This is a genomic window from Oligella sp. HMSC05A10, assembly GCF_001808335.1.
GTDB classification, from domain to species: domain Bacteria; phylum Pseudomonadota; class Gammaproteobacteria; order Burkholderiales; family Burkholderiaceae_B; genus Oligella; species Oligella urethralis.
The window spans coordinates 19,386-38,433 of record NZ_KV792846.1 but is presented as its reverse complement, the minus strand read 5'-3'; the positions used below and the strand labels follow the sequence as shown (position 1 = coordinate 38,433).

Here is a 19,048-nt window from a genome sequence, read left to right as displayed (position 1 = left end):
CATGAAACGTACCAATCCTAAAAAAGACGTAGTGATAGTTGGCTTAGGTTGGACTGGCTCCATTTTAGGTATGGAGTTGGCTAACCAGGGCTTGGACATTATTGCCCTTGAACGCGGTCCCGAGCAAAATACGGTACCCGACTTTCAATATCCTAAGGTAATTGATGAATTAAAATACGGCATACGCCTCAATTTCGCTCAAAAGCCTAAAAACTCCACCTTAACGATACGTCGCTCACTCGATGAGACCGCCTTGCCATACCGCGTACTTGGCTCCTTTTTACCGGGTAACGGTGAACGGTGTAGGTGGTGCTGGTATGCACTGGAACGGTCATACATGGCGACCACAGGTCGAGGAAATGAAGCTGCGTAGCTATGTGGAGGAAAGATTTGGGGTCGATATTATTCCTGAGGATATGACGATTCAGGACTATCCTTTCAGCTATGATGAATTAGAACCCTTTTTTGACCGCTTTGAATATGTAGCCGGTGTATCTGGAACAGCTGGGAATATTCGCGGACAAAAGCAAAATGGTGGCAATCCTTTTGAAGCACCGCGTAGCCGAAACTACCCAATGCCCGCCCTGCCACAAACCTATGATGCCATGAAGTTTGCTAAAGCAGCGGCGGACCTAGGCTATCACCCCTTCCCCAGACCAGCAGGTATTGCTTCTCAAGCCTATGTCAATGAGTACGGTATGCAAATGGGACCCTGTAACTTCTGTGGTTTCTGTGAGCGCTACGGCTGTTATAACTATTCCAAATCCTCACCACAAACCATGATTTTGGATGCACTTAAACGCAAACCAAACTTTCACTATAAGACTCATGCTGAAGTGTTGAAAATTGAACTGGCTGAAGACGGCAAAACAGCCACTGGCGTAACCTACTTTGATGAAGAAAGTGGGGAGCAGGTTTTTCAACCAGCTGATTTAGTTATACTTTGCGCCTACGCTATTCATAACGTACATTTGATGCTGATTTCCGGTATCGGTCAGCCCTATAACCCACACACTGGTGACGGTGTGGTCGGTAAAAACTACTCCTATCAGATGAATGGTGGCGTCAGTCTATTTTTTAAAGATGAACACTTTAACTGGTTCGTCGGCAATGGTAGTAACGGTATGGTAATTGATGATTTCGGAATCAATAATATTGACTATGCCAAAGAAGGTTTTATCGGCGGTAGTTATATTTCATCTGGCACTTATAACGGTCAACCACTCCGTAGCATGCGCTTACCTGAGGGCACACCCTCTTGGGGCGCCGGATGGAAATCAGCAATTAAAGAGTGGTATTCGCACTCAATGAGTATTGCCTCGCATGGTTCCTGTATGTCCTATAAGCAATTCTATTTGGATCTCGATCCTACTTATAAAGACCGTCACGGACGCCCCTTATTACGTATGACCTTTAATTGGCATCCTAACGATATCCGCATGACACAATTTATGCGTAAAAAAATGGAGGAAATTGCCACATCAATGAAGCCGGATATGATGCAATCCAGCTTCAAGCAAGAAGGCGCTCAATATAATGTACGCCCCTATCAAACCACCCACAATGTGGGCGGCGCTATTGTGGGTGACAGCCCAGAAAACTCTGCTTTAAACAAGTATTTACAAGCTTGGGATCAACATAATGTCTTTGTGATGGGCGCCAGTGCCTTTCCACAAAACATTCAATACAATCCAACCGGCTTGGTAGGAGCATTAGCCTATTGGGCGGCTCATCATATTATCGACAAGTACCTTAAAGAGCCACGTCCTTTAGTTTAAGGGAGAATAAGTATGTCCAGACGATTAAAAAGCTTCATTGCTTTAATGATTTTGGGACTTGTCGCTCTAGCGGCAATAATCTTGATACCTGCTAAGAAAACTAAACCACAGCAACAAATCGACGAGAATTACCAAGCCGATCTTGCGACTGGTAAATACTTGGCAGTAATTGGTAACTGTCTGAGCTGTCACACCTCTGATCCATCCAAGCCCTTTGCGGGTGGTAGGGCCATTGACACTGATATGGGTACTATTTATTCAACAAATATCACGCCAGACCAGGAACACGGTATAGGAAAATACAGTTTAGACGAGTTCCGGGCCGCACTTTATGACGGTTTACGCAATGACGGCAAGCATCTCTACCCTGCAATGCCTTATGAAAACTATAGAAAATTGAGTGAAGAAGATATTCGGGCCATGTACGCATATTTTCAACAAGATGTAGAAGCCATTAATTCGCCAAACCTTGAGCCGGAGATGAACTTCCCGTTCAATCAACGTTGGGGTATTCGACTATGGAAATGGATTAATCTTGAAAAACCGGGTTTCACTGCACCGACAAGTGATAATCAACTGCTCGTGCGCGGTGCTTATCTTGTACAAGCCGTTGGTCACTGTGGCGCCTGTCACAGTCCGAGAAATAGCACGATGGGTCAAAAAGGCATTGATGAACGTAGTCAATCATTTTTGACTGGCGCAGAAATGGGTGGTTTCACGGTGCCAGCGCTACACGGTAAGCACAGCGCAATCGCTAAATGGTCAGTAGAAGATTTACGTTTATTCCTTAGCACGGGACGTAATGAACACGCCACTGCCACCGGCAGTATGGCTGTCACCGTTGAGGATGCACTGCAATTCCAAAGTGAAGATGATACGTTAGCGATGGCCATCTATTTAAAACATCTTAATCAAGATCATCCAAGCACCACCGCCCTCAAGGTAAAGGAAAACGAGAAAACTGCCACTGAGCTTGAGTTGAGCAAGGCCGATCCGAAGTTAGATTTAGGAAAGCGCCTATATCTGGATAACTGCGTAGGATGCCACTTTGTAGACGGTAAGGGAGCGCCAGAAATTTTTCCTAAACTGGATGGCAACTCCATTGTGATTGCTGATAATCCAACCTCGTTGATTAACATCATCTTGCATGGTGCAGAACTCCCCTCAACCGAACTGCGCCCCGCCAGACTTCGGATGCCAGATTTTGCCTGGCGATTAGATGACGAAGAGGTGGCCGAATTAGCAACCTTTATTCGTAAAGGATGGAATAACAAAGCTGGTGCTGTCAGTGCCTCACAGGTAGAAAAGATACGAGCAATGCGCGTTGAGAAATAGCATCTAATTGTACGACTTAACATTAAAAATCCTCTCAGCGCTTACCGTTGAGAGGATTTTATAATTTGAAATTAATCGCCGAAGCTTACAGACGAGATTTTAAGACTTACAGATACTCGACTAATAAGATCTCGAATTCACGCTCACCAGAGGGTACCATCACGGTCACTACGTCGCCCTCGTGCTTACCGATGAGGGCACGAGCAACGGGACTGGAAACGGAAATCAGATTTTGACGAATATCTGACTCAATATCACCCACGATTTGATACTTCAGCTGCTCACCTGTATCTAAGTCTTCCAACTCAACCGTGGCGCCGAACACAATCCGATCACCTGCATCTAAGGTGGCGGGATCAATGATATTTGCTGCCGATAAAACGCTTTCAAGCTCCTTGATACGCCCCTCAACAAAACTCTGACGCTCACGCGCTGCATCATACTCTGCATTTTCAGAAAGATCGCCATGTGCACGAGCAACAGCAATCGCTTCAATAACAGCAGGTCGTTCAACCGTTTTTAAATTAGCTAATTCATCATTAAGGCGCTTCGCGCCAGCAACAGTTAAAGGAATACCTGACATGATCTACCTCTACCCAAAATACAATTAAAAGAGCGCCCCAACATCATCACCACAATGGCAATATAAGGGCGCCTAAAAATAAAACCCCGACCAACGCAGTCGGGGAAGAGTTAACTCTATTATGCTTAAAAAGTTCTTAAAAATCAAGTACTCATCATCATGAAACTATGATTTCTTATTGTCACGCTTAAGACTTAAAAGCTGATACAGTAAAATAGCACCAAAGGTGGCGGTACCAATCCCCTCAAACTTAAAAAATCCTAATTCAATCGTAAAATTACCCGCACCTAAAATAACCGCAATGGCTGCCACAATCAGATTACGGTTATCCGAAAAATCCACCCGATTAATCACCCATATACGCGCCCCAGCAATCGCAATCAAGCCAAACACAACCACTGAAACCCCACCTAAAACAGGTGCCGGTACGCTATGAATTAAGGCACCAAATTTTGGTGAAAAACCTAAGATAATTGCGAAGATCGCCGCAATCACAAAAATCAGGGTGGAGTAAATACGCGTCACCGACATCACACCGATATTTTCACCATAAGTCGTCACACCGGTACCACCGACAGAAGCCGCCACCATGGTTGCTACCCCATCGCCCACAAAGGCACGACCTAAATACTGGTCTAAATTACGACCCGTCATAGCACTAACCGCACGGATATGACCTAAGTTTTCAGCAACCAAAATAATTGCCACGGGCGCAATAACGGTGATGGCAGACAATTGAAATTCCGGCTGATAGAAAGTTGGTATACCGAACCAAGGCGCTGCGGCCACGGCACTCAAATCCACCGGTGTACCAAAGCCGAGTAGATTACTAAACACGTAATACAATAAATAAGATAAGACCAAACCGACCAAAATTAATAAGCGTTGCAGCATGCCATGCGTAAATACAGCCACTAAGCCAACGCTGGTCATGGTTACGATCGCCATTACGGCATCATAAGTGCTACCACTCGCCATCGCCCCTTTGGCAGCCACTGGGGCAAGGTTTAAACCAATCACCGCGACAATAGCACCTGTGACCACGGGCGGCATCAGCCTCTCAATCACCGCCGCGGCACTGCCCTTGGCATTAAAATGCCAAATCACTAAACCAATGAGCGTGTAGATCAAACCACAAATAATGATCGCTCCCAAGGCAACCCCGATATTTGCATTTAAGCCTGAGCCACTATAGGCAGTAACTGACACCACCCCACCAATAAAGGCAAAGCTAGAACCCAAATAACTGGGCACTTGGCCCTTAACCAAAAAGAAAAAGATTAAGGTACCAATACCTGACATTAATACCGCTAAGTTGGCATCAAAGCCCATCAATAAGGGGCCCAATACCGTGGCGCCAAACATCGCCACCACGTGCTGCACACCCATCACAACGGACTGCCCCATCGGCAAGCGCTCGTCTGGTGCAATCATCTGCCCGGGTTGTAAATTTGGTACTAAACGCCACTTAGGAAAGAAAGCGGCTGTCTCCGGCGTGTGTGCAGTCGACTCCTCGCCCACTGGCTGCCCCGAGGCTGAGCTTACACTTTCCTCACCACTATAGCCGAAACCCACTGCTTCATCCGACGTGGCTTGATCCTTGTCCGTCATGAGACTCCCCTTACATAGAGTTAAAAACATAATTTGTGCCAGTAATTTTAGCATGAGGCTTCACTACTCCTGTGCGCTTTGAAGTGATAGAATGAAGCCTGTTTTGAACCCACAACGAGGAGTGATCATGTCCGGACGTAGCACTGACTTACTCATTATCCGTCATGGTGAGACGGATTGGAATGCTTTGCAACGTTTACAAGGTTGGTCTGATATTAGCTTAAATGAGACTGGCAAACAGCAGGCTGAACATCTTAGAAAGTACTTACAAAACGACTATTTGCAAAAACTATATGAAAAGCATGGTCTAAAGCTGACACGTATTTATACCAGTGATTTAAAACGCGCCATTCAAACCGCTACCCCACTGGCTCAAGAGTTATCACTCACTATTCAGATTGATGTTGACTTACGAGAACGTAATTACGGCAAACTAGAGGGTCAAAATTGGCGTGAAGCGTTTCAACACTTCGATACACAACAACATGCCACGCCTAAAGATTTTGCTGAAGAATTAGCGGTGGAACCTTTGGTACTTTTCTCAAAGCGCTTGCAGGGGGCACTGCATGGCATTACCCAACGATATCCAGGTGAGCTAGTGGCGATTGTGTCTCATGGTGGTGCCTTGGATATGATGTGGCGCTATTTTATGGGTCTAGAAAATACCGCTCAACGCGAGGTTTTACAGCGTAATACCACCATCAATCATGTACGTTTTAGCGAGGGTGGGTGGCAACTCATTGATTGGGGTCATGGTGCCCATTTAGAAAGTTAAGGCTAAACATCACAAAAACAAACCCGAAATCATTCGCTAATTTCGGGTTTGTTTATTTCTGCTTTAGTGCGATATTTCTTTATGCAGCTCTTGTAAAGAGTACACCGTCATGTTTTTAGACGCACGCATATAAAGCATCCCCTGTACTGCAGCAGCAGCACCTGCGATCGTGGTAAAGAAAGTTAAACTACCAGCTAAAGCATGGGTGCGGATGGTCTTCGAGTCATTAATCGCATTACGACGCTCCTCAACGGTATTAATCACCATATCGATTTCATCGTTTTTGATCATATCCACAATATGTGGACGACCCTCAGTCACCTTATTCACCGCTTGTACCGGAATACCAGCCTCACTAATTTTGGCAGCGGTACCGCGGGTAGCACGAAGCTTAAAGCCTAACTCATGTAAGCCCTTAGCGATTTCGAGTGCCTTGTCCTTGTCCTGATCCTTAACACTTAAGAACACTGTACCCGATTCCGGTAAGGTGGCACCGGCTCCAATCTGTGATTTAAGGAAAGCTTCACCAAAGGTTTTACCAACCCCCATCACCTCACCGGTAGACTTCATCTCAGGGCCAAGAATGGTATCCACACTTGGGAACTTCACAAATGGGAATACCGCTTCCTTAACACTGTAGAAAGGAGGGACAACTTCCTTATCCACGCCCTGCTCCGCTAAGCTCATACCCGCCATGGTACGGGCAGCAATTTTAGCTAATTGTAAACCAGTGGCCTTAGACACAAAGGGCACGGTACGAGAAGCGCGTGGATTCACTTCCAACACATACACCTGACCTTCTTGGATGGCAAACTGTACGTTCATCAGACCCTTCACATCAAGCGCTTTAGCCATCAGGCTGGTTTGACGCTTAATTTCAGCGATCGTGGCATCATCTAATGAATACGGCGGCAAGCTACACGCAGAATCACCGGAGTGCACACCGGCTTGCTCAATATGCTGCATTACCCCACCGATAAAGACTTGCTCACCATCAGCGATACAATCCACATCGACTTCAATGGCATTATTGAGGAAACGATCCAATAACACTGGCGAGTCATTGCTCACTTTGACGGCCTCACGCATATAGCGTTCTAAATCGCTTTGCTCGTGTACGATTTCCATGGCACGACCTCCTAACACATAGGATGGACGCACGACTAGGGGGTAGCCAATTTCTGAGGCCTGAGCCAAGGCTTCGCTCTCAGTGCGGGCGGTACGGTTAGGCGGCTGACGCAAGCCAAGCTTTTGTAGCAGCTTTTGGAAACGCTCACGGTCTTCAGCAATATCGATGGATTCCGGGCTGGTACCGATAATAGGCACACCATTAGCCTCAAGTGCACGCGCTAATTTAAGCGGTGTTTGACCACCGTACTGCACAATCATGCCGACCGGTTTTTCGACCTCAACAATTTCCAACACATCTTCAAGTGTTAAAGGCTCAAAGTACAGACGGTCTGAGGTATCGTAGTCAGTGGAGACAGTCTCGGGATTACAGTTAATCATGATGGTCTCATAACCGTCATCACGTAAAGCAAAGCTTGCGTGCACGCAGCAATAATCAAACTCAATACCCTGACCAATGCGGTTAGGTCCACCACCAAGCACGATGATTTTCTTGTTAGTGGTAGGCTCTGCCTCACACTCCTCCTCATAAGTGGAGTAGAAATACGCAGTACTCGTAGGGAATTCAGCCGCACATGTGTCAACGCGCTTATAGACAGGGCGGATATTATGCTGATGACGATTTTTACGAACCTCAGCCTCAGTGGTATCGAGCAAATAAGCTAAACGACGATCGGAGAAACCGTTGCGCTTTAATTCACGCATCGTTTCAGGCTCAATCGACGCCAAAGTCATTTTTTCTAGCGCTAATTCAATATCAACAATTTCTTTAATCTGCTCTAAGAACCAAAGATCGATTTTGGTGAGTTGGTGCACTTCCTCTAAGCTAAAGCCCTTGGCAAAGGCATCACCCACATACCAAATACGCTGTGGACCCGGCTCTGCCAATTCAACTTGCAATTTCTCGCGATCGATGGTCATCTGATTTAAACCATCAACACCAACCTCTAAACCGCGCAGTGCTTTTTGGAATGACTCCTTGAACGTGCGTCCAATCGCCATGACCTCACCCACTGACTTCATTTGCGTGGTTAGACGATCATTGGCTTGGGGAAATTTTTCAAAGGCAAAGCGAGGGATTTTAGTGACAACGTAATCAATGGTCGGCTCAAATGAAACCGGGATTTTACTGCCGGTAATCTCGTGCTTTATCTCATCCAAGGTATAACCAACCGCTAAGCGAGCTGCCACTTTAGCAATTGGGAAACCGGTCGCTTTGGAAGCCAAGGCAGATGAACGCGACACACGCGGATTCATCTCAATCACAATAATACGGCCATTATCCGGATTAACCGCAAACTGTACGTTAGAACCACCGGCAGCCACCCCAATCTCACGTAAAATAGCTAGGGAGGCATCGTGCATGATGCGATACTCTTTGGCCGTCATCGTTTGCGCTGGCGCTACCGTGATAGAGTCACCGGTATGCACCCCCATCGGATCCAAGTTTTCGATGGAGCAGACAATAATGCAGTTATCAGCGGCGTCACGCACCACTTCCATTTCATATTCTTTCCAACCAAGCAAAGACTCTTCGATCAATAACTCGCTCGTTGGTGAGGCCTCTAAACCTCGTTGGCAAATGGTTTCGAACTCCTCAGGGTTATAAGCGATACCACCCCCGGTACCACCTAAGGTAAAGCTCGGACGAATCACCACAGGGAAACCCGAGGTACCGATTTCTGCGGCGATATTACGCTGCACTTCCCACGCCTCTTCCATGCTATGAGCAATCCCAGATTTAGCAGAGTCAAGGCCGATTTTAGTCATCGCATCCTTGAACTTCATGCGGTCCTCAGCCTTTTCAATCGCGTCTTGATTAGCGCCGATAAGCTCAACCCCATACTTTTCAAGAACACCATGACGAGCTAAGTCCAAGGCGCAGTTTAATGCGGTCTGACCACCCATGGTGGCTAATAGTGCATCCGGTCTTTCCACCTCAATAATACGCTCAACCGCTTGCCAGGTAATGGGCTCAATATAGGTCACATCGGCCGTTTCTGGGTCGGTCATAATGGTGGCCGGGTTGCTATTAACTAAAATCGTACGATAGCCCTCTGCCTTTAATGCTTTACAAGCTTGGGCACCCGAATAGTCAAACTCACATGCCTGACCGATAACAATCGGACCAGCACCCACAATTAAAATACTTTTTATATCTGTACGCTTAGGCATAATTCTCTACTTTTCTGCCATTAAATGAATGAATTGATCGAAGATGGTCACAGCCGCATAAGGCGCTGTGCTAGCCTCAGGTTGTGCTTGCAAACCGAGGGCCGGACGATCAGTGAATTGAATACCCTGTAGACCGCCATCAAATAAGGAAATATGTGTGGCCTTAAGCGCTGCCGGTAGACTGTCTTTTGCAACCGCAAAGCTCTGGCTCTGTACGGTGATCATGACACGACCCGTGCTAAGATCCTGCACTGGGTGATTCGCACCGTAATTACCTACTTTTAGTTTATAGCTTGTCGCACCACCCGCCAAAGCTAGAATTTGGAAGCCCAAACCAATACCTAATAACGGCACCTTGCGCTCCAATAGTTGCTTAGTATTTTCGATGGCATAAGCACATGCTGAGGGGTCACCAGGGCCATTGGATAAGAACACACCATCTGGATTCAAGGCTAGCACCTCCGCCGCTGGTGTTGTCGCTGGTACAATGGTAATATGGCAGTTTTTATCAGCCAATAGCTGTAATAAACTATTTTTAACACCAAAATCGTAAACCACCACATGGTATGCCGCATCCGCCTCACTTAGCTCAGCAAAGCCCTCATTTAACTGCCACGAGCGCTGGTGCCACTGCGTTGGCGCCTGACGACTCACGACCTTGGCTAAGTCCTGACCCGCAAGACCGGCATGGGCCTTAGCTAATTCGATGGCTTTGGCTGCATCATCACCCACCATAATACATGCTGACTGGGCACCCCCATCGCGTAAAATACGCGTCAATTTACGGGTATCGACTTCACTAATTGCCACAATGCCATTAGCCTTTAAATACTCAGGCAACGACTGCTCGGCGCGGAAATTAGAGTAACGTACAGGACAGCTACGAATCACGAGACCGGCAGCCTGAACTTGGGAAGACTCGTTATCCTCGGAGTTAATGCCGGTATTACCAATATGAGGATAAGTAAGGGTGATAATTTGTTGATGATAGTCGGGATCTGTTAAAAGCTCCTGATAGCCGACCATGGAGGTGTTGAAAACAATTTCTGCTGTGCAATGACCCGCCGCACCGATAGAACGACCTCTAAAGACGGTCCCATCTGCTAATGCGAGAATCGCCGGCTCAACACCTTGTTGATAAGCAAATATGCTACTTGAGTGCGCCATAAAATCTCTTACTAATAAACTGAATTAAACCTGTTTATTATATAGGAAATCCGGGCTCTACTTAAGCAATTCAGCGGATTTGGGGATAATTGTCTATTGAAATAAGTACGCTAAAAGCAGCACCCACCACTCACCCATGGACGCTAGCGCACCCCCTGGAAAACAGCGTCTCGCAACGGTCATTAGCGCTGCATAAAGGCATGCGGACGACCCAATGCATCGTATTCAAGATTTAAGATGGCACTGCGGTGATACTGCTTTGTCGCCGCTTGAAAATCATACACTATGACCTGCTCACCAGTCTTAGTTGAACGACGACTATAAAGTGTTGGATAGGTCGTGCGACTACCTCGATAAACATACAAACGCCCGTGACCGCTTTCGGATAAAATCTCACGCCAACCAGCGCCAGCAGAGCTACCAACGGTAGGACCAATGCCATTAGGCTGCAATCGCTCAAGCAACCACATATGCTGACCATTTGCCTTTGGATTACGCGCATCCTTACACATGGCGAGTACTAAGGGTCGCCCTTCAACCGAAAAATTTACAGTATAAAAGCTCAAATCGCTGATGCTTGCACCCTGACATAGCTGAGCGGAATCGGATAAGGGCAAAGGCAGATTTCTCAAGGCTAAGCTGGGATGTAGCACGGGATCACCAAGTAAAGGCTCCTGACTACGTCGCGCACTCTCGGAGTCAGTATATACGGGTAAGCGATCAATATTGAGATAAACCCACTCGGTAATGCGCGGCAATAAACGACCTAGACAAGAGACATTAGTACATGCCTCAAGTGATTTTGTATGCTTATTGATCTCACTCGCAATCACTGCTGGACGCTCGGTATTGGCCAATAAGGTCGTCGAATAATAATTCCATGTCATCAACTGGCGGGCCACATCCAGATTTTGGCATAAGCCTTTGGGCCATTTAGCTAATTCCCTTTCTTGTACCACTAAGGCATCACGACCGAAACGCTCAAGCAAAACCGCTTCATCTAAGCAAGGGTTGATCACTAGCTCAAATTCCGCTTGAGAAAAACCCAATAATTTATAGGCATTAGGAAAGGCACTGGCCGCCGGAGACATCAGCGACAAGCTAAACAAAAACAAGCAAAAGAAAAGCCTAAAAAATCTTTTCAATTAAAACAGCCTTTGCAAAAATCCAATGAAATTGATAAGCCACATACGTAATGCCATAACTTTTGTAATCGCTTGAAAATATTTGCTTACATAGGATTACATAACTTTAAATAGTATACTATAAGCACTGTTTAAGCAAATAATTTAGCCTAGCAAGATACAGATACATATAGCATCCCCCTTAGTACCCTAGTAGTCAGAGCGATAGTTATTGTATCCTTAGTCAAAAAAAGTTAATTAAAGTTCCAAATGCTTACTTTAATCAAATTAATTTACGCCTTACTCCCTCTTTAACAGCATTTACATATCAAACTAATATAATTTCCTATAGGTAGACGCTTTTAGCACTTAATTTATTCTTTTTTATTTGGGTTTTTAAAATGACGAATCAACTAGATAGCTTAGCCAAATACACCACCATTGTGGCCGATACCGGTGATTTTGAGGCGATGCGTCAGCTGCAACCAACCGATGCCACCACCAATCCATCCCTGATTCTTAAAGCGACACAGGATCAACGCTATCGCCCCCTACTTGATGAAGTCATTCAACAGCACCCTGATGCACCAACTGAGGAGATTCTTGATCATTTATTGGTACTTTTTGGTCGCAAAATTTTAGAGGTCGTCCCTGGTCGTGTTTCTACTGAGGTGGATGCGCGTTTATCCTTTGATACTGCCGCTACCGTTGCTCGTGCACGCCGACTAATCCAATTATATAAAGCGGCTGGTATTGATAGGCAACGCGTACTGATTAAAATCGCCTCGACTTGGGAGGGGATTGAGGCCGCTAAGCAATTAGAACAAGAAGGTATTCACTGCAATCTCACCCTGCTCTTTAGTTTGGTACAAGCCGTGGCTTGTGCCAATGCTGGCGTCAAACTGATTTCACCCTTTGTTGGTCGTATTTATGATTGGTATAAAAAACAGGCAGGTAGCACGTGGGATGATGAGGCGCAAGCCGGCTCACATGATCCTGGCGTCAAATCCGTGACCAACATCTTTAATTACTATAAGAAATTCGCAATTAAAACCGAGATTATGGGCGCTAGCTTCCGCAACATCGGACAAATTCAAGCCTTAGCCGGTTGTGATTTATTGACCATCAGCCCCGAGTTATTACAACAACTCGCTAATACGCACACACCACTGACACCGGCATTGGATGCACATCAAGCCCAAGCCATGGCGATTGAAGAAATAGCATTGGATGAGGCGCGCTTCCGCTTCCTACTCAATGAAGATGCCATGGCAACAGAAAAACTGGCTGAAGGTATTCGTAACTTTGTCAGCGATGCGATTAAGCTAGACCAACTGATTGAGTCTGCGCGCCGGCGCGTATAGTTTACTAGGGGTGCGAGGCATTAGGCCAAAGCGACGCAGTGTTTAAAGTGTGAGCGGTATGAGCGCACGGTTTAGCATGACGTGATGCGCTCACTGCGTTTGGGCGCACATCACCCTGTGGCGCCGTACTTGCTTTGTACTGCGCATCGCAGTGCTTGATAAATTGTCGCAGTCATCAGGCTTAATGCCTACTGCAACTAGCCTTTACGCTCCATTAAAGCCCAGGCGATGGTGCCAGCGTCCACATATTCCAATTCACTACCAGCTGGGATTCCACGCGCAATACGCGTTACCTTAATCTGGTGCGGGCGCAATAACTGCTCCAAATAATGCGCCGTGGTTTCACCCTCACTGGTGTAATTGGTCGCTAAAATCACCTCTTTGATTGTTGTGTCTTGGACTCGCTCAATCAAGCGTTGCAAACTTAAACTGAGTGCCCCTACACCTTGAATGGGCTGCAATTTGCCCATCAACACATAGTACAAACCACGGTAACTGCGGGTGGACTCAATCATCAATTGATCAACTGGCGTTTCCACGACACATAGCACGGAAGCGTCACGCGACTCATCGCTACAGGTTGCGCAGATTTCACCCGTTGTAAAGGAGTTACATAATTGGCAATGGCGCAACTCTGTCAGCGCATGCTCCAATGCGTGTGACAGTCTTAAGCCACTCTCCGGATCGTGTTGCAGCAAGTAATAAGCCATACGCCGCGCACTACGCTCACCAATACCCGGGAGCTGGCATAAACTATCAACCAACTCCTCTAAGGGCTCATCAAACTTAGGCTCGGCTTTAGATCCTGGGATATTCAATGACTTATCTTAGCGATGGATAAAATGAATCACTAGAACGGAAACTTCATACCCGGAGGCATTGGCATACCAGCTGTTGCGGCAGCCATTTTCTCATCCGCCATCGCCTGTGCCTTACGTAAAGCATCGTTAAAGGCAGCAGCGGTCAAATCCTCAAGCATGTCTTTATCATCTTCCAGCAAAGATGGATCAATGCTAACGCGGCGCACATCATTACGACAAGTCATTGTAACCTTTACTAAACCACCGCCGGCTGCACCCTCAACCTCAATATTGGCCAAGGCCTCTTGTGCTTTTTTCACATCTTCCTGCATTTTCTGCGCCTGCTTCATCAGCCCGGCTAATTGATTTTTCATAATCATATGAAGAATTCCTTTTTATCAAAAAATTTACCGTATTGTATCGTATCTAGTCTGTTGATAAAACGCGTACAGAGCCTTCAACCACGTTTGCACCAAAACTTGTCTTTAAACTCTGAATATAAGGGTCATTAGCAACGCGCTCTTCAGCTTGCAACTGACGCTCTTCTTGCTCCCTAATCAGTTGTGCACGTGCAGTGGCATCACCCGTCTCACCGCTTTCAAAGTGTAATTTCACCACCCGAGCAAAATACTCAGTTAAGGCCGTGGTGAGAGTTGATTTAACTGCTAAGCTATCCACATTTTTTAAGAATATTTTTAAATAAATGGTATTGTCCTTGGTCGCCAACCATTGACTATTAAGCAATAGCTCACCTGCCAACCCCGGCAACGCCAAGCGGCGAGTCAACTCAATCCAACGCGCCTGATTAAGCGAAGATAAGGTGATTTTATCCTCATCGGTAGCGGTTGTAGGCACCCACGTCGGATCAAAATCCATATCCGAGCTCAAGGGCTCATCAATAATATCCCCGTCATAATCCACCATGGCACTGCTTTGTAGACTCATCCAGTCGTGCTCTGACATGTCAGAGCTTGCAGCACTTGCCGTAGGTTCTCCGGTAGGCTGCGACGCTTCAAGCACATCATCAACATCGCTACCGCTGCTTGGGGTTAAGGCCTCGGTCAGTGGCATAGGGTCGGATTCTTCGGTACTTGGCTTCTGCCTTGCTTGGTCTAACTCCTCAGGTGAGGAATTCATGGGCGCTGATGAGGATTCCTCAGCCGACCTAAGCGCAGTGGCTTGTGTATCCACTGCGGTCGCCGGGGAAGAAACGGTAGGTTGGGCCGCTTGCGCATTCGGCTCCGGTGCGACGTCTAATTTAAGGTGTTTTTTTTTATCCTCAACGCCGTCGTTCGAGTCAGTTACAGGCGCTACTGTGGCTGTCGCTGTGCTTTGTTGTAGCTCTGACTGAATCGCTGGTGCATTAATCAAAGCCAACATGCGCAGACAAATCATCACAAAGCCAGCATACTCATCAGGCGCTAATGCTAACTCCTTGCGACCATGTACCGTAATACTATAAAAAAGCTGTAATATATCGTGATTCGCACTTTGTACCACTTGCGCCAATTCAGGATAAAGCGGATCATCCCTATCAATCGTACCGGCTAATCGCTGCTCCATCGCTAGACGCGATAACAAAGCCGCCAAGTCAGCCAAGGCCCCCTCATAGGAAAAGCCACGATCCGCAATGGCATCAGCGATCGCTACCACTTGGCTCGCATCACCAGCCAATAAGGCACGAATTAAATTCACTAAATAGCTCTGATCAATGGTGCCCAACATATCCTGCATTGCTTGCACAGTGATATGGTTGCCGCTAAAGGCAATGGCTTGATCAGTAAGTGATAAGGCATCACGCATAGAACCAGCAGCGCCTCGGGCAATTAATTGCAAGGCTGCTTTTTCGTAGTCCACCCCCTCTTCATTGAGCAAATGCTGCAAATGCTCTACCACCGCTTCGGGGGACATTTGCTTGAGGTTGTATTGAATACAGCGAGATAAAACCGTCACTGGGATTTTCTGTGGATCGGTGGTCGCTAGAATAAACTTCAGGTGCGGAGGCGGCTCTTCCAAGGTCTTTAACATGGCGTTAAAGGCGTGTGTGGTCAACATATGCACCTCGTCAATGGTGTAGATCTTAAAACGACCACGTGAGGGTGCATAAATGGCTTGCTCTAACAGCGGCGTAATCTCATCTACACCGCGTCTTGAGGCCGCATCGACTTCAATATAATCAACAAAGCGTCCCTGATCAATTTCCAAGCAAGTTGAACACTGACCGCAGGGATTGGCAGTAATACCAGTTTCACAATTCAGTGATTTGGCAAGAATGCGTGCCAAGGTGGTTTTACCAACACCGCGCGTACCTGTAAATAACCAGGCGTGATGAATTCGTTGCGTTTGCAGCGCATTTGACAATGCGCGAACCACATGATCCTGACCGACTAACTCCGAAAATGAACGAGGACGCCACTTACGGGCAAGAGCTAAATAATTCATAGAACACGTGGATAATGAAAAATAAACGGTGAGCCTGACTTCGGCCTGTAAAAACCCTTTACATCAAAGGCTAACAAAATATGATTAGAAATACTATGAGTAATTAAGTGGATTCATTATAGCAAATAACTTCTTAGCTTAAATAGCGAGTTATCTCATGGGCGCTCTATATCTTGCTCAGCTTCGTTTAGTTTTCTTATCAGTTCTACATCAGGATGACAGCGGACTAAAAAATCCATCATTAGCGTAGCGTCTTTATTGATATAAAAGTCTTGCATTTTTTCGTTAAACTCTTCCTTTTTTTGTGCAGGAATACTAATGCCTGCTATACCATTAGCTAATAATTCACCACACATCATTAATCGAGATGAACGCTTATTACCATCAAAATAAAACTGTTGCAATGCCCCAAAAAGGAAAAAGGCCGTGGCTCTTTCAAAAACTGGCAGTGTTTTTAGTTTCTCTAAGCCCTCATCAAACACTTTATTTAAGGTAGCTGCGTTATCTTCTGTTGGGATAGGATTGTATTGCCCTAACTCTCCTAACGCCACATAGGGCGTATAGTTCTTTTCCTCACCCTCACCTCGAAAATTCCCCCACTCCAACACCTCGTTTCTAGCGACTAACTTATGAATGCTATCAAAGTTTTGTTTAGATAACTCAAACTCACCTGAGCGAACTAAGCTTATAAGGTGACGAGTACTAGCATTTAAGTTAAGAATCTGCTCTTGGTCATCAATTCTATGACCACCAACAGTGATGCCCTCCAATAAGGTTTTAACCTCATTGAAAGTGAATGGATTACCCTCTAAGACCCCAGCGCTCCAAATAAATTCGGGCAAATTTCTCATAAAACGAAAACAAGCTGCCTCTACAGTGTATATAGGAATAATTGAAGGAATTTTGGAACGATCCCATTTAAAACCTAATGCGTTAAATAAAGTTTGGTTGTTCATGTCGCTCTTTGATTATTTTTTAATCAATGCTCTAATTCTATCAGAAACGTTCCTTTCATAAATTGTGGTAATTTGTGCATTTCCTTTAATTCTTCCAAGCGATGACGTTCTTTGTCCCCTATGTCACACGAGTTGTCCGATCATTTAATTTTTACTTTTAACCCATTTAGGGCGGCGGTTAGGATCTTATAATGGCAGTTCATCGTCTTGAGTTTAAAGAAGAACTCATCCGGAAATCATTGCCTTCTCATCATCAACGTATGGCAGACTTGAGCCATGAACAGAGCGCCGTAAAACACAGCAATTGGGAATGCGAACTACGACCTAAGGAGAAGGCCTTGGCTGAAACAGCCGCCTTATTGACCTTATCAAAAAAAGCCCGGGCTATATGGAGGGTATGGACATGCCTCACTACCCTAAGAAGCCCTTTGCCGACATCACAGAAGCACGTCTATAGACGCAAGACCGAGAGATCTTAGCGAAGTGCACGCAAGTCTATGAGGCAGCAAAACAGGCAAAGTCTCCTGTCTTCGTCACTTTTTCTCGGGACACCCATCTATTTCCTTTTAAATCAATTACTTAATATAAAATAAAGGCGTTTTGGGGTGTCCCAATGAGTAAAACAGAAAAAAACACTCGCTTTATCTATTTTGGATACTTAGAAAAGATGTCCAATAATCTAGCGCGATTTTGCTCTAAAAGGTCAGACGGTTTCATCGTCAAACCCCTGACTTTATTCAATATTCATATCCTATCAAAAGCGGCTCTTACTACATGTCACCCCCCTGCTTTCTTGATTAAAACAACTTGAGTTCTCATTTTTTTATTGCATCAAGGCTTAGTATATTTAAGGAAAGAAAGTTGCCACTTTCTTCCTAAAAAACTAAACCGCAATAAAGACAAAACTTAATTTTTAAGCATTTGATTTTTAACTTTAAAAGAGTCATAATTAGAGCTATTAAATGGTCTTTTGTGTATTAAGGAGATTTTAATGTCAATCCGTCAAATTTATGCTAACAATTCAACTAGTATTAGTGAATTAAAAAAGAATCCGATGGCTGTAATGAAACAAGCAGAAGGATTTCCAGTCGTTGTATTAAATCGTAATCAGCCTGTTTTTTACTGTGTTCCTGCGGATGCCTATGAGGCTTTAATGGATAAACTTGAGGATATGGAGCTAGCTGACATTGTGAGACAACGACAAAACTCACCAGAAGTAGAGGTTTCGCTTGATGACTTATAGGTTATTTTTTAAAGCCGAAGCTGAAAAAGAATGGAGAAAGCTTGATCTTACAATAAAGCGACAATTTAAAAAGAAACTAACTGAGTGTTTGAAAAACCCTCACATACCGTCAGCAAGATTAACTGGAATGAAAAATTGCTATAAAATTAAATTGCAAAGCACTGGATACAGGCTAGTCTATGAGGTTAGAGATAAGGAGTTAGTGGTTTCGGTAGTAGCTATTGGTAAACGAGAACGCAACGAAGTTTATAACACAGCAATTAAACGTATTTAGCTTGAGCAAATAGTCGATTTAACAGAGGGCGTACTCGATAAGCTTTTTTGGCTTTAGTGATGCTAGCCATGAGTAATAATTGAGTAATTTCTTTGTCGGGAATTATAAAAATTTATTACTTATTACTGCTGGCTGGCTAAGCGATTGATTTTGTTAGGATAGATAGGATTTTTGCTTATCCTAATAAGGGCGGTGAGCCTGACTTCGGCACTAAGTCTGAATGGCTGTGGCTGCTTCCTTCCGGACCTGACCAGGTTGACCATGGACCTATGCGAAGGGACCCACCGCTGTCA

At 45.4% G+C, this 19,048-nt stretch carries 14 protein-coding genes, 1 other RNA gene and 1 pseudogene; 6 read left to right on the top strand and 10 right to left on the bottom strand.

Annotation, left to right across the window (positions count from 1 at the left end; translation table 11 throughout):
* The first annotated feature begins 1 nt into the window (after nucleotide 1).
* Both HMPREF3144_RS00950 and HMPREF3144_RS00945 read left to right on the top strand, forming a co-directional pair.
* A pseudogene (locus HMPREF3144_RS00950) lies at nucleotides 2-1,778 on the top strand (GMC family oxidoreductase).
* Nucleotides 1,779-1,790: 12 nt separating this feature from the next.
* Nucleotides 1,791-3,113: a cytochrome c gene (locus HMPREF3144_RS00945; RefSeq protein ID WP_070475761.1), complete on the top strand. Its 1,323-nt coding sequence runs from the start codon at nucleotides 1,791-1,793 to the stop codon at nucleotides 3,111-3,113.
* A gap of 106 nt (nucleotides 3,114-3,219) precedes the next feature.
* Here the strand turns inward: HMPREF3144_RS00945 and greA are convergent, their stop codons facing one another.
* A complete protein-coding gene (gene greA / locus HMPREF3144_RS00940; RefSeq protein ID WP_018025654.1) occupies nucleotides 3,220-3,696 on the bottom strand; it encodes a transcription elongation factor GreA in 477 nt (158 codons plus the stop codon).
* Between the two features lie 165 nt (nucleotides 3,697-3,861).
* On the bottom strand, nucleotides 3,862-5,130 hold the full coding sequence (locus HMPREF3144_RS00935; RefSeq protein ID WP_070470971.1) for a solute carrier family 23 protein: 1,269 nt from the start codon (nucleotides 5,128-5,130) through the stop codon (nucleotides 3,862-3,864).
* Between the two features lie 304 nt (nucleotides 5,131-5,434).
* On the opposite strand from HMPREF3144_RS00935, the gene HMPREF3144_RS00930 reads away from it, so the two are divergent.
* Nucleotides 5,435-6,082, top strand: coding sequence for a histidine phosphatase family protein (locus HMPREF3144_RS00930; protein ID WP_070470950.1), 648 nt, complete (start codon nucleotides 5,435-5,437; stop codon nucleotides 6,080-6,082).
* Between the two features lie 63 nt (nucleotides 6,083-6,145).
* Here HMPREF3144_RS00930 and carB read toward each other — a convergent pair whose 3' ends face one another.
* From carB to HMPREF3144_RS00915, 3 genes are all read right to left on the bottom strand, one after another.
* Complete coding sequence (gene carB / locus HMPREF3144_RS00925) at nucleotides 6,146-9,385, bottom strand: carbamoyl-phosphate synthase large subunit (protein ID WP_070475758.1); 3,240 nt, start codon at nucleotides 9,383-9,385, stop codon at nucleotides 6,146-6,148.
* A gap of 6 nt (nucleotides 9,386-9,391) precedes the next feature.
* The gene (gene carA, locus HMPREF3144_RS00920; protein WP_018025650.1) at nucleotides 9,392-10,552 is read right to left on the bottom strand and encodes a glutamine-hydrolyzing carbamoyl-phosphate synthase small subunit; all 1,161 of its coding nucleotides are present in this window, start codon (nucleotides 10,550-10,552) and stop codon (nucleotides 9,392-9,394) included.
* Between the two features lie 182 nt (nucleotides 10,553-10,734).
* On the bottom strand, nucleotides 10,735-11,643 hold the full coding sequence (locus tag HMPREF3144_RS00915) for a hypothetical protein (protein WP_070475755.1): 909 nt from the start codon (nucleotides 11,641-11,643) through the stop codon (nucleotides 10,735-10,737).
* Nucleotides 11,644-12,077: 434 nt separating this feature from the next.
* Between HMPREF3144_RS00915 and tal the strand changes: the two genes are divergently transcribed.
* On the top strand, nucleotides 12,078-13,040 hold the full coding sequence (tal, locus tag HMPREF3144_RS00910; RefSeq protein WP_070475752.1) for a transaldolase: 963 nt from the start codon (nucleotides 12,078-12,080) through the stop codon (nucleotides 13,038-13,040).
* A 197-nt stretch (nucleotides 13,041-13,237) separates the two neighbouring features.
* Here the strand turns inward: tal and recR are convergent, their stop codons facing one another.
* The 4 genes from recR to HMPREF3144_RS00890 form a co-directional block, all read right to left on the bottom strand.
* Nucleotides 13,238-13,858: a recombination mediator RecR gene (gene recR, locus HMPREF3144_RS00905; protein ID WP_070475749.1), complete on the bottom strand. Its 621-nt coding sequence runs from the start codon at nucleotides 13,856-13,858 to the stop codon at nucleotides 13,238-13,240.
* Between the two features lie 32 nt (nucleotides 13,859-13,890).
* Nucleotides 13,891-14,217: a YbaB/EbfC family nucleoid-associated protein gene (locus HMPREF3144_RS00900; RefSeq protein WP_026156738.1), complete on the bottom strand. Its 327-nt coding sequence runs from the start codon at nucleotides 14,215-14,217 to the stop codon at nucleotides 13,891-13,893.
* 49 nt (nucleotides 14,218-14,266) lie between these two features.
* Complete coding sequence (gene dnaX / locus HMPREF3144_RS00895; RefSeq protein ID WP_070475746.1) at nucleotides 14,267-16,282, bottom strand: DNA polymerase III subunit gamma/tau; 2,016 nt, start codon at nucleotides 16,280-16,282, stop codon at nucleotides 14,267-14,269.
* Nucleotides 16,283-16,437: 155 nt separating this feature from the next.
* Nucleotides 16,438-17,238, bottom strand: coding sequence for a Fic family protein (locus tag HMPREF3144_RS00890; RefSeq protein WP_070470958.1), 801 nt, complete (start codon nucleotides 17,236-17,238; stop codon nucleotides 16,438-16,440).
* 991 nt (nucleotides 17,239-18,229) lie between these two features.
* Here HMPREF3144_RS00890 and HMPREF3144_RS00880 point away from each other — a divergent pair.
* Together HMPREF3144_RS00880 and HMPREF3144_RS00875 are read left to right on the top strand one after the other, a co-directional pair.
* On the top strand, nucleotides 18,230-18,481 hold the full coding sequence (locus HMPREF3144_RS00880) for a type II toxin-antitoxin system Phd/YefM family antitoxin (protein ID WP_018025641.1): 252 nt from the start codon (nucleotides 18,230-18,232) through the stop codon (nucleotides 18,479-18,481).
* Complete coding sequence (locus HMPREF3144_RS00875; protein WP_018025640.1) at nucleotides 18,471-18,755, top strand: type II toxin-antitoxin system RelE family toxin; 285 nt, start codon at nucleotides 18,471-18,473, stop codon at nucleotides 18,753-18,755. The genes HMPREF3144_RS00880 and HMPREF3144_RS00875 overlap by 11 nt, the downstream gene beginning before the upstream one ends.
* Before the next feature lie 188 nt (nucleotides 18,756-18,943).
* On the opposite strand, the gene ffs is transcribed toward HMPREF3144_RS00875, so the two are convergent.
* Nucleotides 18,944-19,041, bottom strand: an RNA gene (gene ffs / locus HMPREF3144_RS00870) — signal recognition particle sRNA small type.
* Between the last annotated feature and the right edge of the window lie 7 nt (nucleotides 19,042-19,048).